The 16,131-nt window shown below is 49.6% G+C and carries 11 protein-coding genes; 3 read left to right on the forward strand and 8 right to left on the reverse strand.

All coding sequences use genetic code 11. The annotated features are described in order from the left end of the window. Positions 1 to 101: 101 nt before the first annotated feature. Both dcd and apbC read right to left on the reverse strand, forming a co-directional pair. Entirely contained in the window at positions 102 to 668 is a 567-nt protein-coding gene (gene dcd, locus MJ770_RS02225) for a dCTP deaminase (RefSeq protein ID WP_239249974.1), read from the reverse strand. A gap of 83 nt (positions 669 to 751) precedes the next feature. Then, the gene (gene apbC, locus MJ770_RS02230) at positions 752 to 1,846 is read right to left on the reverse strand and encodes an iron-sulfur cluster carrier protein ApbC (protein WP_239249975.1); all 1,095 of its coding nucleotides are present in this window, start codon (positions 1,844 to 1,846) and stop codon (positions 752 to 754) included. A gap of 114 nt (positions 1,847 to 1,960) precedes the next feature. Between apbC and metG the strand changes: the two genes are divergently transcribed. Further along, complete coding sequence (gene metG / locus MJ770_RS02235; RefSeq protein WP_239249976.1) at positions 1,961 to 4,033, forward strand: methionine--tRNA ligase; 2,073 nt, start codon at positions 1,961 to 1,963, stop codon at positions 4,031 to 4,033. 98 nt (positions 4,034 to 4,131) lie between these two features. Here metG and MJ770_RS02240 read toward each other — a convergent pair whose 3' ends face one another. From MJ770_RS02240 to MJ770_RS02265, 6 genes are all read right to left on the reverse strand, one after another. After that, positions 4,132 to 5,442: a magnesium transporter gene (locus tag MJ770_RS02240; protein ID WP_239249977.1), complete on the reverse strand. Its 1,311-nt coding sequence runs from the start codon at positions 5,440 to 5,442 to the stop codon at positions 4,132 to 4,134. Positions 5,443 to 5,452: 10 nt separating this feature from the next. Then, positions 5,453 to 6,343, reverse strand: coding sequence for a magnesium transporter MgtE N-terminal domain-containing protein (locus tag MJ770_RS02245; RefSeq protein ID WP_239249978.1), 891 nt, complete (start codon positions 6,341 to 6,343; stop codon positions 5,453 to 5,455). A gap of 10 nt (positions 6,344 to 6,353) precedes the next feature. Continuing rightward, positions 6,354 to 7,169 carry a mechanosensitive ion channel family protein gene (locus MJ770_RS02250; RefSeq protein ID WP_239249979.1) on the reverse strand — a complete coding sequence of 272 codons (816 nt, stop codon included), beginning with the start codon at positions 7,167 to 7,169 and terminating at the stop codon, positions 6,354 to 6,356. A gap of 291 nt (positions 7,170 to 7,460) precedes the next feature. Continuing rightward, entirely contained in the window at positions 7,461 to 10,931 is a 3,471-nt protein-coding gene (gene dnaE / locus MJ770_RS02255; RefSeq protein ID WP_239249980.1) for a DNA polymerase III subunit alpha, read from the reverse strand. A 160-nt stretch (positions 10,932 to 11,091) separates the two neighbouring features. Beyond that, positions 11,092 to 11,925, reverse strand: coding sequence for a response regulator (locus MJ770_RS02260; protein ID WP_239249981.1), 834 nt, complete (start codon positions 11,923 to 11,925; stop codon positions 11,092 to 11,094). Between the two features lie 622 nt (positions 11,926 to 12,547). Then, positions 12,548 to 13,306 carry a Crp/Fnr family transcriptional regulator gene (locus tag MJ770_RS02265; RefSeq protein ID WP_239249982.1) on the reverse strand — a complete coding sequence of 253 codons (759 nt, stop codon included), beginning with the start codon at positions 13,304 to 13,306 and terminating at the stop codon, positions 12,548 to 12,550. 829 nt (positions 13,307 to 14,135) lie between these two features. Between MJ770_RS02265 and MJ770_RS02270 the strand changes: the two genes are divergently transcribed. After that, positions 14,136 to 14,507: a hypothetical protein gene (locus MJ770_RS02270; protein WP_239249983.1), complete on the forward strand. Its 372-nt coding sequence runs from the start codon at positions 14,136 to 14,138 to the stop codon at positions 14,505 to 14,507. Continuing rightward, on the forward strand, positions 14,500 to 15,960 hold the full coding sequence (locus tag MJ770_RS02275; RefSeq protein ID WP_239249984.1) for an ATPase domain-containing protein: 1,461 nt from the start codon (positions 14,500 to 14,502) through the stop codon (positions 15,958 to 15,960). The genes MJ770_RS02270 and MJ770_RS02275 overlap by 8 nt, the downstream gene beginning before the upstream one ends. Positions 15,961 to 16,131 lie beyond the last annotated feature (171 nt).

Here is a 16,131-nt window from a genome sequence, read left to right on the forward strand (position 1 = left end):
TCAATGGGTGGAACGACCTTACGGATACGATTGACATTTTTTCTAAATGTCGTATTGATTATGGTGCATGTTGAACAGCTTATGTGCCATCTGAACATAATTTATATTTTGGGTAAAGTAACCCCAATCTGCCCCTGATATTTGCCGCTCCTATCCTTGTATGAGACTTCACATACCTCGTCGGATTCGAAAAATATCACCTGTGCCACGCCCTCATTAGCGTAAATTTTTGCCGGTAGTGGTGTGGTATTTGAAAACTCCAGCGTAACATAGCCCTCCCATTCCGGCTCTAACGGTGTGACATTGACGATTATGCCGCACCGCGCGTAAGTGGACTTCCCCAAGCAAATGGTTAGTATGTTGCGAGGAATGCGGAAGTGCTCCACGGTGCGCGCCAGCGCGAAAGAGTTAGGCGGGATGATGCAATAGTCGCTCTTGAGCTCGACGAAAGAGTCGGCATCAAAATTCTTCGGATCGACGATGGTGCTATTGATGTTAGTAAATAGCTTGAATTCATCTGAACAACGGATGTCATAGCCGTAGCTCGACGTGCCATATGACACGATGCGGTGGCCATCCCTTTCTTTAACTTGCCCTGGCTCGAACGGCTCGATCATGCCGTGTTCTTTGGCCATGCGATGTATCCACTTGTCTGCTTTAATGCTCATGTCTAATTCGATATAGAGGTTATGTTCAAGGGGACAGTATAAAAATATAAATATTTCATTATGTTTTGCACATAATTCATCCCTTAAGTTTTTTGCATTACAATTTTAGGGAATGCCGCACTGTAGTCTTGCGCCATTTCAGCAATTTTTACTGCCAGCCGCCGTGCTACCTGCTTGTATTCTTTGGCAATCGAACCATCGGGGTTGGCCGCTACGGTAGGTTCGCCGGCATCGGTCTGCTCGCGGATGCTGATGTCCAAAGGCAATGAACCAAGAAACTCTGCTTGGTAGTCGTTGCACATTTTTTCGGCTCCGCCGCTACCGAAAATATGTTCCTCATGCCCACATTTCGAGCAGATGTGCGTGCTCATGTTTTCAACAATTCCCAATATCTTTATGCTCACCTTCTCGAACATTTTGAGGCCCTTGCGCGCATCCATCAGCGCGATGTCTTGTGGAGTGGTCACGATAATCGCCCCGGTCACGGGTACTTTTTGCGACAGCGTTAATTGGATATCGCCAGTACCGGGCGGCATGTCCACTATTAGATAGTCCACCTCATTCCAGCGCGTCTGATTTAACAGTTGATCCAGCGCTTGAGTGACCATCGGGCCGCGCCAGACCATTGGCACATCCTCGCCTTTAATCATGAAACCGATAGACATGACCTGCAATCCATGTCCCAGCATTGGCTCGACCGACTTGCCATCACGCGATACGGGCTCGCCTTTGATGCCCATCATGGTGGGCAGGGAAGGGCCATAGATATCTGCATCCAGAATTCCGACGCGCGCGCCTTCCGCCGCAAGTGCCAGCGCCAAATTCACCGCCGTAGTTGATTTACCCACTCCACCTTTGCCGCTGGCCACCGCAATTATATTTTTAACGCCATCAACCAGCTTTACGCCGCGCTGCACGGCATGGGGCACTACCTTGCTGCTCACATTCACGGAAAGGGTGTTGATATTTGGTAAAGCGCTACGCAGGTGATTTTCCACCATCACACGTATCTCGTCCCACACGCTTTTCGCAGGGTATCCTAGCTGGATGTCGAGCGATAAATTATCACCGCTGATTTTTATATTTTTTACCGACTTGCCCGCTACGAAATCTTTTTTTGTGTTGGGGTCAATTAAGTTTGTCAGTGTGGCCTGAATATCTGCGTCGGTAAAGCTCATGTGCTGCTCCTGCAATTAAAACGATAGGGGGCAAGCATTCTACCCAAGATTCCTTGTCACGCCTATAGTCCAATTTTGCTACAATTACGACTCTTTAGAAGGGATTTTCCATTTATGCCGCGCAAGATACTGGTTACGTCCGCATTACCTTATGCCAACGGTAGTATTCACTTGGGTCATTTGGTCGAATATATTCAAACCGATATATGGGTGCGCTTCCAAAAAATGATGGGCAACACCTGTTATTACGTCTGTGCTGATGATACTCACGGCACGCCTATCATGCTTCGCGCTGAAAAAGAAGGTATTGCCCCGGAACAATTGATAGATCGCGTGTGGTATGAACACAAGGCAGACTTCGACGGATTTCATGTTGAGTTCGACCACTACGGTAGCACCAACAGCGCCGAGACTAAAGAATATTCACAGGAGATTTACCGCAAACTTAAAGCCGCAGGCTTGATTGAAGTGCGTTCAGTCGAGCAGTTCTACGACCCCGTCAAGAACATGTTCTTACCGGATCGTTTCATCAAGGGTGAATGTCCGAAGTGTCACGCCAAGGATCAATACGGCGACAACTGCGAAGCGTGCGGCACCACTTATTCGCCCACCGAATTAATTAATCCTTACTCTGTTGTGTCCGGCGCGGAACCTGAGCGGCGTAACTCCGACCATTACTTTTTTAAACTCTCCGCCGACACTTGCCAGCAATTCCTGCGCGAATGGACACGTAGCGGAACGCTGCAAGCTGAAGCCGCTAACAAGATGCAAGAATGGCTGGGCGCTGTAGGCGAAAATAAGCTCAACGACTGGGACATCTCGCGCGACGCGCCTTATTTCGGCTTTGAGATACCGGATGCACCGGGTAAGTACTTTTATGTGTGGCTAGACGCGCCAGTGGGCTACATGGGCAGTTTTGCTCGGCTCTGCAAATCGGCCGCCGGGCCAAATTTCGATGATTACTGGAAGCAAGGCTCGGATACCGAGCTGTATCATTTTATCGGCAAAGATATTTTGTATTTTCACGCTCTATTCTGGCCAGCGATGCTGCAACACGCTGGTTTCCGCACCCCGTCCAAACTATTCGCACATGGTTTCCTCACCGTTAACGGTGAAAAAATGAGCAAGTCGCGTGGCACCTTTATCACTGCCGAAAGTTACCTTAAACAGGGGCTCAACCCGGAATATTTGCGCTACTATTACGCTGCCAAGATCAATGGCACGATGCAAGACCTTGACCTGAATCTTGATGACTTCGTAGCAAAAGTTAACAGTGATCTGATCGGTAAGTACGTCAACATCGCGAGCCGTGCCGCAGGGTTTATTACGGAACATTTTAACGGCGAATTAAAATACTCAGGATTCGATGATCTTACGGAATTTAAAGCATTCGATGCGAACCTAAGTGATGAGGTTGCAAAACTTTATGAAGCACGGGAGTATTCACAAGTAATCCGGCGCATTATGGAACGTGCTGACCAGTTGAACGAAACGTTTAACGATGTAAAGCCATGGCTTCTCGCTAAAGATCCAAGCAAGCGAAACGAATTGCAACAGTGTTGCTCTTTAATCTTGCACGAATTCAAGGTGATTTCAGTTTTACTGGCACCAATACTTCCCGTACTTTCAGAACAGGTCGCTAAATGTCTTTTTGGATTACCTGAAAAATTCATCTGGAGTGATGCAACTTCATTGACCACCAAAATTAATCCCTACCAACATCTGATGACCCGTATTGACCCTAAACTTATCGAAACAATGATTGAAGCCAACAAACAAATTAGTGAACCCGCAACGGATTCTCACTCACCAGCACGTCATGCCGAAGCGCAGCAAGATGCCATCGCGCCTATTGGCGATACCATCAGTATTGACGACTTCAGCAAAGTTGATTTACGCGTAGCTAAAATTGTTAACGCTGAACATATAGAAGGTGCCGAGAAGCTGCTGAAACTGACTTTGGACATCGGCGAAGCACAACCGCGCACCGTGTTCGCGGGCATTAAATCGGTTTATGTTCCGGAAAAATTAATAGGACGCATGACCGTGATGGTAGCTAATCTTGCACCTCGCAAGATGAAATTCGGTTTGTCAGAAGGCATGGTGTTGGCGGCTTCTGGCGATGCGCCTGGTTTATTCATCCTCAGTCCGGACGATGGCGCACAACCTGGCATGAGAATTAAGTAATCCGCTCTAAGATACTGGCCGAATTTTTTTTGCCACCCCCCCTAATACATCAGCCTGTGCGGTGCCTATATACGGTAGTGGTTTAAAAGTAGATGTTTTCATCCGCTGACATTCTTCAGCAAAGGCGCGAATACAGCTGCGATGCCGAGGAATGAGAAGAAGCCGACGATGTCGGTCACCGTGGTGAGGATGATCGAAGACGCGGTGGCTGGGTCCTGACCGATACGTCTCAGCAATATTGGTACCAGTGCACCGGCCAGGCCCGCAGCGAACATCGAAATTACCATCGCCAGCATGATCACGCCAACTAACGGCAGAGAACGGCTCCATATGTAGACCACCAGCCCGGTGGTGGCTGCCACCGCAATACCGTTCATGACGCCGACCAAGGCCTCCTTACCCACAACGACCGGCCAGTGACGCAAGCTGATTTCACGCAGCACCAAGCCGCGCATGGTCACGGCCAGCGCCTGCGCGCCAGCATTACCCGACTGGCCAGCGACTACTGGCAGCAGCACGGCTAGCGCAGTAATTTGCGCGATAGTGTTTTCGAACAATCCAACCACGGCCGAGGCAAGAAAGGCCGTTAGCAGATTGATTTGCAACCATGGCAGGCGCTTTCTCACTGCAAACAAGGGCGGCGACAACGCACGTTCGTCGGGGCTGGCGCCGACCATGGTCTGGATATCGAGACTGGATTCTTCTTCGACGGCCGCCATTAATTCGGCTTGGCGGATGACGCCGATGAAACGGCCGCTGACGTTGACAACCGGCAATAAGGTAATGGGCTGCTTCTGCAAGGTCTCAACCACCTCCTCACGCGGATCCAGATCACCGATCTGCGCAACGATGGCGCGCGTGATGTCGGACAGTGGCAAGTCACGGTTGGCGAGCGCCAGGTCCTGCACTTCGACGCGGCCGGTCAAGCGCCCGTCGTCGTCAACGACGAAGAGTTCGCGCAGACCGCTGCGCCGGATCTGACGCAACCGCTCAACAGCTTCGGCGACCGTCATGCCGCTGCGCAGTGGGCTCACGCGCGGATCCATCATTCGGCCGGCGCAATCCTCCGGGTAGGCAAGCAGACCGCGCAATTCGTGCGCGACCTCCGCGTGCAGGCGTTTCAACCATGCCTCGCGTTGCGCCGCATCCAGTTGCGTGAGCGCGGCCACGCTGATCACCGGCTCAGCCTCGGCCAGAAGGTGTTCGGCTAGCGACACGGGTAATTGTTGTAGCACCTGCATCGCCACGTCCGGAGCCAGCACCTGCCAAGCACGCAGGGCCGCGTGCGGTGGCTGCCCGGCTAACAGCACGGCGGCTTCGTCGGTCGGCATGGCTTCGAACAGCCGCGCCGCTTCCTGTGGGTAGTCGAGCAGGAAGCGACGTGTTAATGCTGCGTCGGCCGGATCCATGGATAGTGTGTCAGCTGCCATTAGAAGGCCCTTTAGCACTGGTATGCGCCTCGTTGAGTGGCAGCACTGGTGCTACTCGAGGCAGCAGGAAAAGCCCTCCATCAATCAATCCGGACAAGGCCTGCCAGTAGCCGCGCGCGAGTAGCTCCGTCAAGCTTGCATCGACAGAGCTACGTATGCCGGGCGATGCGGCTTGTTTCAGCGCCCGAGCCAATGCATCGTGTGTAAGTACGCCCACAAGTCTTTGGCTCGTCTCCACCACGGGCAACAGTGAACATTGCTCCCAGCCCGGATGTTCAGCCGTGCCCAAGAGTGGTGCATGGGCGGCAAGCACAACGCTTGACCGTCGCATCAGCGTGGCCAAAGTGGACTCGCCCGGTGCTTGCATCAGCGCTTGGAGAGATACCGTACCCGCAAGCCGGAGCTCGCCGTCGGCGACGAACACCACAGGGTGTGCGGGCGGTGCCAAACGCACGTGCGCCAATGCATCGGCGACGCGCGTCTTGGCGCTCAGCGTGAGCACGTCCGGGTCGGCCCAGGCACCCAGCGTGTCTTCGGCATAACCGAGCAACAGCGTCGAGGCCAACGCTGTGACGGCTGGCAACCTGCCGATGAGGTCCTGCCTCCGCAGTTCCGGTAAATGGCGTAAGAGCGCCACCATCGGCTGAGTGCCCATGGTGGCCAGCAATTCCAGTGTGCGTGCATCTTCTAGTGCAGCGATGCAAAGTGCCGCCCGATTAGGCAGCATTGCAGCCAGCACTGCTGCCCCTAGTCGCGCTGGCACACTGGTAAACATCTGTGCTACATCGGCTGCGGGTAGTGCTTCAAGCACACGCGCGGCTTGGACGGGGTGTCCGCGCATGAAAGCCAGACTGAGTGGATGCTCTCGTGACTCCGCCATCGTGCGCCGCTCAGTTAGCATCCGTGCGAGCGAATATCACGATCGCTTCATCGTGATAGATGCGACCGGGCAGCAAAATGCGGCCATTGTTGGTTTCGAGCACTAATGAAGTTGCAGTGACATCAACGATATGCCCCTCGTGGCCGGCGACGCTCACGCGCTGACCGAGTTGCAACGCTTGGCGCATGTAGAACGCGCCGATCAAGTTGGCGACATAGCCACGCGCACCTAAGCTGACGGCGAGAGCCACGCCGCCAAGCACCGTTGCCACGATAACCGCGGCCAGGATTGCAACCCACGTGACCTTGAGACCGATCTGATCTGCGCCGACCAGCAGCGCCACTGCCAAAGTTGCGCCTTGTGCAAGGCGCGACAGCGCCCGGCGTTGCGGCGGCGCCAGCCGCGTAGCGGTGGCCTGTACAAGATCGCCGAAGAAGCCGGACAAGACGAATCCCGCTACAACTATCAGCAACCCGGCAGCCAGAGCAGGCAGATGTTCGAGTAATCGTGCTAACCAGTCCGTGAAGTATTGCAACCCAAGCATTTGCGTCGCTGCAGTGACGAAAAACAACAGCACCACCCAATACACAACACCACCGAATACGGCGGCCGAGCGGCCGATATTCCAGCGGGGTTGTCCTGTGCTGCGGCTAATCAACGAGTCCAGCAGCGTGACAGCGCGGCGGGTGGCTATTCGCAGCAATCGAGCCAGCACCCAGCCCATGAGTAGTAGAGTGAGGGCTCCGAGAAACTGTGGAAGGTGCTGCATCATCTGTTCGGCCGAGGAGGTGAACGTGCGATTCAGCGAGTCTGTAAAGTTGTCCATGGACATATTCTACCTCAGTGAAGTAATTTCCCAGCTAAACGGCGGATTTCCCGTCACTTTCTGTTGATCAATTTAAAAGCGCCAATAGCACTTGACCATTGGCGCATTGAGCTCGAAGGTACGTAAGGCATTTCCAACTGATCCCCAGTGTACCTAGACTATCGAAGACGGGTTTATAGACGTGTTTCCCGCGCGATCCATCCCACATATGTTCGATTGAATTGAGCTCAAGCGCAAAGGGTGGCGACCCCTCTCATCGAAAATCCGTTGCATCGCGAGGTACATTCTTGCTCATTTATAAGCGATATGAACGTTCTGTTCGCCCAGTAGTTTCTTTAATCCACTCATTAGATCATTGTGTAGAGTGGCAGACCAGGACTCGCCCAGCTTTATGTGAGCGCTCCCGCTGGCATTGCGGTAGCAGATTACAGCCATACATTTGCCCTCTCGGTAGGGCTCGAGCACTTTTTTTAACTGGTTCACGCTAATCTGTACGTCAGACGAAATACTCAGTTCCAGACGCTTAGCGAAAGTGGAACGTGCTGACGCGAAATCAAATAACTCTTCACCATTGACACGCATGTTGCCGGAATACTCGTCGAGACTGGCTTTCCCACGCACCACTAACAATTCATCTTCACGTATCCACGGGCGATTGGCCTCGAAAACTTCATTGAATACCATCATTTCCAACTGTGCGCTGCCATCATCCAGCGTGACAATTGCCATACGCCCACGTCGCGTCTGCTGTATTCGCAAGCCAGAAACTATGCCAGCTAATATCACCGGCATTCCCCCTCGCTTGTTGTTGCCGTTTTGCGGCATAGCTTGTGGTGTGATATCGGCCAGACGTATCTTGACGAAATTTTCCAGCTCGTTGGCATATTCTTGATAGGGATGGCCACTGAGATAAAAGCCCAAGCTGGCTTTTTCTTGCTGCAGTTGTTCACGCAACGTCCAGTGCGGGACATCCTTCATTTGCACCGGCATCGCCGCACTTGCATCATCCTCGAACAGGCTATTTTGATTGACCGTTCGTGCTTGCTGTTCCGCACTACTCAGCGCGATCTCAAGTGATGCCAGCAATTGATGGCGATGATCCGAAATCGTATCAAATGCGCCACCGCGGATCAGTGCTTCAGTGGCGCGACGATTCACTACGCGCTTGTCAACGCGGTGACAAAAATCGAAGAGATCGCGGAATGGCCCACCGAGTTTACGTGCATCTTCAATGCTATCTATTGCGGCTTTGCCTGTACCCTTAATGGCTCCCAATCCATACGCAATCGTTTTTTCATCCACCGGCATAAAGCAGTTTACAGACGAGTTAATATCCGGCGGCAAAATACATATTCCTTGCACCAGGGTGTCGAGATAGAAAATATGCACTTTGTCGGTATTATCCATATCCGATGACAATGTGGCCGCCATGAATGCCGCCGGGTAATGCGCTTTTAGATAGGCGGTTTGATAGGACACCAAAGCGTAGGCGGCAGAATGGGATTTGTTAAAGCCGTATCCAGCGAATTTTTCCATCAAATCGAACAGTTGCTCTGCTAACTGCTTGTTGATAGCGCGCGCTACAGCGCCATCCACGAAGGTGCTGCGTTGCATCGCCATCTCGTCAGCATTTTTCTTCCCCATGGCGCGACGCAAAACATCCGCTGCTCCCAGAGAATAACCGCCGATGACCTGTGCGATCTGCATCACTTGCTCTTGGTACACGATCACACCATAAGTTGGCTTGAGCGAAATCTCCAGTTCAGGATGAAAATAATCAGCTTTGGAACGGCCATGTTTGCGGTTGATGAAATCCTCAACCATGCCTGATTCGAGTGGACCTGGGCGATATAACGCGACTAGCGCCACAATATCTTCAAATGTGTCCGGTTGCAGCTTAACAATCAGCTTTTTCATGCCAGGCGATTCAAGCTGAAAGATCGCGGTAGTGTTAGCAGCCTTGAGCAGTGCGAAAGTTGGCTTGTCCTCCAATGGAAGATTTTCTATGGAAAAGCCTAGTCCTGATGGCATCTGGTTTACATATTTTACCGCCCAGTCAATGATAGTGAGCGTGCGCAACCCCAAAAAATCGAATTTAACCAAGCCGATTTTTTCCACATCATCTTTGTCAAACTGACTGATACCTTTGTCGCTGCCCTCGGCGTAATAAAGAGGACAAAAGTCAGTCAGCTTGCCTGGAGCGATCAGCACCCCACCTGCGTGCATGCCGACATTGCGTGTTAAATCTTCCAGCCGTGCACCCAGTTCAAGCAGCTCTTCTACGCCTTCTTCACTACTGATGATCGCGTTGAATTCCGGTTCCAGTTCACGTGCTTTTTTAAGCGACACCGGTTTGACGCCTTCCAGCGGAACAAGCTTGGACAAGCGATCGCACAGGCCGTAAGGAAAATCCAGCACACGCCCGACATCGCGGATCACCGCTTTGGACGCCATGGTGCCGAATGTGGAAATCTGCGACACACTTGCTGCGCCATATTTTTGTTTCACATAGTCGATGACACGCTCGCGCCCATCCTGGCAGAAATCTATATCGAAGTCGGGCATAGATACGCGTTCTGGATTCAAAAAGCGTTCAAACAGCAGGGCGTAGCGCAACGGGTCTAGGTCGGTGATGCCGAGACTGTATGCCACCAGCGAACCTGCGCCAGAGCCGCGGCCGGGGCCAACCGGTACGCCATTAAGTTTAGCCCATCGGATGAAATCTGCCACGATCAAAAAATAACCGGAAAAACCCATTTTTATAATGGTCTCAATCTCGAACGACAGGCGTGCGGTATATTCCTGCATCTGCGCGGCGCGCACAGTTTCATCCGGATACAGCTGCAGCATGCGCTGATGCAAACCGTGTTCGGATTCCGATCGTATAAAATCATCAAGACTTTCGCCATTTGGGGTAGGGAAATCTGGCAAATAGGCCTTACCCAGTTGTAAGGTCAAATTGCAACGCTTGGCGATCTCAATGCTGTTTTGCAACGCTTCAGGAAAATCAGCGAACAGCGTCATCATCTCGGCTTGTGTTTTGAAATACTGCTGCGTGGTAAATTGACGCACGCGTCGCTTGTCGTTCAGCACATACCCTTCGGCGATGCACACGCGCGCCTCGTGCGCTTTGTAATCATCCTGGCTAAGAAACTGAATTGGATGTGTAGCTACCACCGGCAAAGCCAGCTCTGTAGCCAGTTTGACCGTTTCGTGCACAAGGTGCTCTTCACGCGCCATTCCGGTACGCTGCACTTCCAGATAATATCGACCGGAAAACATCTCCGCCCAATCAAGTGCAAGCTGGCGTGCCGTTGCCTGATTGCCATTTAACAGTGCTGTGCCGACCTCTCCGAGTTGTGCACCAGATAATGCGAGCAGTCCCTCTGTCCCTTCTCGCAACCATTGTTTGTGTATCTCGATACGACCGCTGTTTTGCCTTTCCAGATAAGCGCGTGTCACTAAATTACACATGCGCAGATAGCCAACATTAGACTGGCATAACAATAGCAAACGGGAAGGCTTGTCACGCTCAACCGGGTTACTGATAAACACATCACAGCCAATGATGGGCTTGATGCCAGCGGTACGCGCTGCCCGATAGAACTTGATCAGGCCGAATACATTGTTGAGATCAGTAAGCGCTAGCGCGGGCATTGCATCCAGCTTGGCGGCAGTAATCGCCTCAGGAATGCGCACAATGCCATCGACAATGGAGTATTCGCTGTGCAGGCGCAGATGAATGAAAGAGGGTTGGGGCATGGTGGTGAAATGACGGGTACAGTTGAAATTTTACCACCGTCACCAGAGTGAGAAATTAAAATATTCCTCCCCGTTGATATAACGCAGGAAACCGTGCCAGAGAAAAATATTTGTCGTGGTCGAGATCAGGGTTCGCTGCAATAACGACCAGTGCTAAATATTACGATGCGGGATGTATGCTTTCAGTAATGTCCTTGCCCACACCGCGATACCCTGTAAAGCAACCGGATGAATCGAACATCGGTTCTCCGCTAATCATAAAATATTGCAACGAACCATCTGGATGGTGCCTTCTGTAGACGAAATCCAGGAACGGTCGTCTGTCTGCTATATATGCTACTAGTAACGCCTGCTCTTCTTTGTTCCAATGTGCTTCTGTAGTTTCACTAGGTTCGTCAAGTATGTCGATAGCCTCAATACCGAGTAACTCAAGAACTGGGCCAAAAATTTGGGTGAAATGGCCAGCCTCGTCTTGCTCCCAATACCAGTCAGACGACAGTTCGGTCAGACGGCGAAATCGAATTTCGCTTTCCCGCAGTTCTGCAGTTCGTACTTGTACAGTCTCCTCCAACTCTTTGCTGTAATTTTCAAGCCTTTTATATAAAAGCCGCACTTCCAGCAAATTATGGATACGTGTTCGAACTTCGGCCAGATCAAAAGGCTTGCTGATAAAATCTTTCGCGCCGGCTTTTAACGCGCGCAGCTTGTGATCTGGTTGTGCGGTAATTACGAGTACCGGAAGGTAGCTATCATTTTCGATTTTCTCCAATTCTTCCAGCACCTGAAAGCCATCCATTCCAGGCATCAGCAAGTCGAGTAGAATCAGGTCATAGCTGTTTTTACGATGCAATTCACTGACTTCATAAGGGTTCTGCGTCGATGTTATGCGCGTATAGCCAGCCCCGCGTAGCGTTTCTTCAAGTAGGCATACATTAACCTCCTGATCATCAACTATCAGGAGGTTGGCGTTGAGAACATCAGGCTTGCTAAGCATAATTCTAAGAGTCCCTATAAAAACTGAGCAAAAAACTCAATTTAACCACATTTTCGACTTTTTGAGGTTGTCACCGTTATGGCATGCATGATTGAATTTTATTATTCAGTTGTAGCTATAGCGGCGATTAGCTAAAAAGCTTTAAGTCATTTCATATTTACGGAAGTTCTTGCTTTGGGTTAACTCGTAACATAATGATTTATATTGTAAATAAATTGTCTCTGTGCATTTTAATGCATGCGAATTATATCTATACTTCCCGTTGTGAACCTGTACTCCCACTAACGTATTAAATCAAGGTTAAACATTAACCGATTGTAGAATATCATGAGTGAAATATTTGTTATGTACGTTTACACACATAAGACTTTATCAGGAGAATTAAGCACAACGCCCATACTTTTTCGTCTTCTTAAAGGGGTTGCAGCTTGTTACTCACCAGAAATTGCGTTAGGAGCGGGATACTTATGATACGTAGCGCTGGCCGGATAGCACGTTTTAGAGTGTGGAGAGGACGGTGGGTACATGGCAATCTGTCGAATCGTACCTAGTATTTACTGGAGATTTTTCATGGATTAGAGGTGCCCTTAGAATTCGAACGAATTGAAAGAACGCAGGTTATTCATTTTTTTCTAAACGCTTGAGAAGATGAATCTCTGGTGGTAGCGTACGTCGTAAGTAAGCAATTGAATTCTTTTTTGACCACTTGATAACATTCGCAAGTGAGGGTTTCCAATCCATGTCGATCAAGTACTGCAATGTGCCCACGGCGATAGTTAATAAAATCAGCTTTTTTCAAATTTCCGGCGGCTTCCGTGATGCCTTCGCGGCGAACGCCAAGCATACTGGCAATCAATTCTTGCGTCATGATTAAGTCTGTTGAGGTCAGTCGGTCGATGGTTAATAACAACCAGCGACAAAGCTGCTGCTCGATAGTATGGTGTCGATTGCAGGCTGCCGTCATGGAAATTTGAGCGATTAATGCTTGAATATAAAGCAGTACTAAACGGTGAAACGATTCAATGCGATTGAATTCTTGCAGCACTAATCCAGCTTTAATGCGGTAACCGTAGCCGCCAGTCTGCACAATTGCCCGGTTAGGCGTAACTGCACCACCGATGAAAAGTGAAACACCAAGTACGCCTTCATTGCCGACGCCCGCGATTTCTGACGAAGCACCATCTTCCATGATGCATTGCATCGACACGATGGCAGTCGTAGGAAACCAGACATATTGCAGCCGATCACCGGATTCATAGAGGGCGTTGCCGAGTCGCATCTGGATCAACTCCAGATGGGGTTTCAAGCGGTCAAATTCATCCGCTTTCAGAGCTGCAAGGAGGTGATTGTGGTTGGTAACCTGTGAGGAAGTAATGAGCATAAGTAGCTTATTAAAACAGTTGAAATTTTATAGGCACACTCCGCTAATTAAATAATTAGTTAGGAGTAATAGTGTAACTATTAAATTAAGCTATGTACGTTACCGTACATACAAAACATGCGCTGGATAGTAATCTGCATCTTGAAGGCTAGTAGCAAGCTACTAACACATCGCGGTAGTATCCATCAGCTTTCTCAGTTGCTATCGAAAACCCGCGCTAGCAGGTCAGGACACCCATAACCCAAGAAACTAACTCATCAGGCGACGCTTTTTTAATAATTAAAAATTCGTAGAGCTCATTATGAAACAAATATAAAATATTTGTAATATTTTTTTATCGTAGCTATATGATCCAACAATAAATTAAATTTTACTGCTGATCGTGCTGAGTTTGTCGCAGCATCAGAAGTCTTTTCATATTGCGGTAAGAAAATGAGAGCTATTGTCTTACTATATAAACGATGCCGGATCAATAAATATAACACGGACACGCTTCTCGAATTTTGCTCATCATGCTCAAGGCACTGGGAAAAACTTTATGCACTTGCTCTACGGCCTAAAGAACATGGTACCTGTGTTATTGTGTTCATAATACTTTCGCTACAACACGATAGGTGACAGATTGCCAGTTTTGATTGTGATTTGGCGGTTGAAATTGCGCTGTTCTCAGTTAAAGCGGCAGAACCAGAAAATCCCCTGTGCTGAGTAACTACTAAAACTACGGTTGCAGGTTACCTGCATCGCTAAGTTAGCTTATCAACTATTGATCCTTTATATTATGGAAACCAATTGCTTGCTGCGACACAATATAATTAAAGATCATATCGCAATGAATCCCGAAGAAGCAGTGGATGCCGCGATAAAGCTGTGGGAACAGATGGCTACTGAAATCATTTCAATAGTCGGTGAAATTGGTTTCAATTCACTTTACTCGAGGAGTATATCCCTTACTCAATCAACGTTTCCCTGGGTTGCGGCCAGCTCAAAGTTACCGCTGATTGATCAACGACTCCCGGAATTAAAAATAGATTTTGATGGACAGTCTCCTGAGAAAGTCAGCGAAGCAAACTGTCTGCTGCTGATCACTTTTACTGACATCCTGGCCTCGTTAATTGGCGAGCAATTAACTACCACTATTTTAAGTTCAGCTTGGGGCAATAGCGCTTTGGCTAACACCAGTAAGGAGTTCGAAAATGAGTAAAAAGGTATGCATACGTCGACTGACAACTGGCGTACCTGGCTTGGACAATTTGTTAGGTGGAGGGCTGCCTGAATTTTCATTTAATCTGATTGCGGGCACGCCAGGAAGCGGAAAAACAACACTTGCTCACCAAATCATGTTCTCGTTGGCAACCCCTGATAATCGGGCTTTGTACTTCACGGTGCTTGGGGAACCCGCTCTAAAGATGCTTCGTTATCAACAGCAGTTTCTGTTTTTTGATATTGATAAAGTCAATGAGTCTATCCGCTTCGTTAATCTGTCTGCAGACCTTCTCGATGGAGATTTTGGCAGAGTGCTGTCACGCATTGCCGATGAAGTAAAAGATTATGCTCCCAGCCTTGTATTTGTTGATTCATTTAGATCAGTCGTTCAGTCTGCAAAGCAGGAAGAAAAGGGGGCGGCCGAGCTACAACGGTTCGTGCAGCAACTGGGCATGCAAATGACGGGCTGGCAGGCAACCACATTTTTAATCGGTGAATATTTAAGGCCAGAAGCGGAGTCTAGTCCTGTTTTTACAGTGGCAGATGGCATCCTGTGGCTTACGCAAAATTTGCACCGTAATTCAATGGTACGCAAGATACAAGTGGTCAAAATGCGTGGTCAAGCCCAGGCCCCCGGCTTGCATACATTTCGCATTAGTGATGAAGGAATCCACATTTTTCCGCGCGCTATTATCAAACACCCCACAGCGGCTGAGTCAATAATCAACATACCCACTGGAGAAGAACGTCTTCCAATGGGAACAGCTGGCCTGGATGAAATGCTTGGCGGCGGCTTACCAATTGGATATTCACTGCTCGTGGTAGGACCATCGGGGTCTGGGAAAACCATATTGGCAACGGAGTTTCTCGCCGAAGGTGTGCGTAGAGGTGAGCCAGGTGTGATAGCGGCATTTGAGAAGAGCCCTAGCCAACTGCTGAACAATAAATTGAATGCGCTGGTCAAGGCAGGACAAGTTGGGGTGATCGATACTCGTTCCCTGGATTTGTCGCTTGATGAAACCTTGCATGATTTGATTGAAACTATTGACCGATTGCAAGCAAAGCGCGTTGTCATCGACTCCTTGTCTGGATTTGAGCTGGCGCTGGCCCCTGAGTTTAGCGAAGATTTTCGTGGGTCACTATACAGGATGGTTGCCGAACTCACTGATTTGGGCGTGACCATATTAATGACATCGGAACTGGAAGACCGTTACACCGACTTGCGTTTTAGTCCATTTGGGAGTGCCTTTCTGGCAGACGCCATTATTGTGCAGCGCTATATAGAAATCACGGGCCAATTCAAACGCGTCCTGTCGATCGTTAAAGTCCGTGGCAGTCGGCATAGCAAGGACATTCGATTATTTGACATTACAGATGAAGGCATACTTATTGGTGAGACATTGTCAGAGTATGGAGGAATTATGTCGGGCCGGCCTATGATCAGCCTGTAATTTGAACGACTAGGTGATGGCAATGGATAAAGAAAGCAATAACGATGCATCTGATATCGGCGATCTAAATCAATTGGATGGTTCATTCCAGCACAAAGACAAATTGGCAACTGCCCTTAGGGCACCTCGAAAAACCCATTCTCATGAAGCACTTTTGATAAAATTCACCTA

Origin of the sequence: Candidatus Nitrotoga sp. M5, assembly GCF_927904885.1 — a bacterium.
Lineage (GTDB): Bacteria > Pseudomonadota > Gammaproteobacteria > Burkholderiales > Gallionellaceae > Nitrotoga.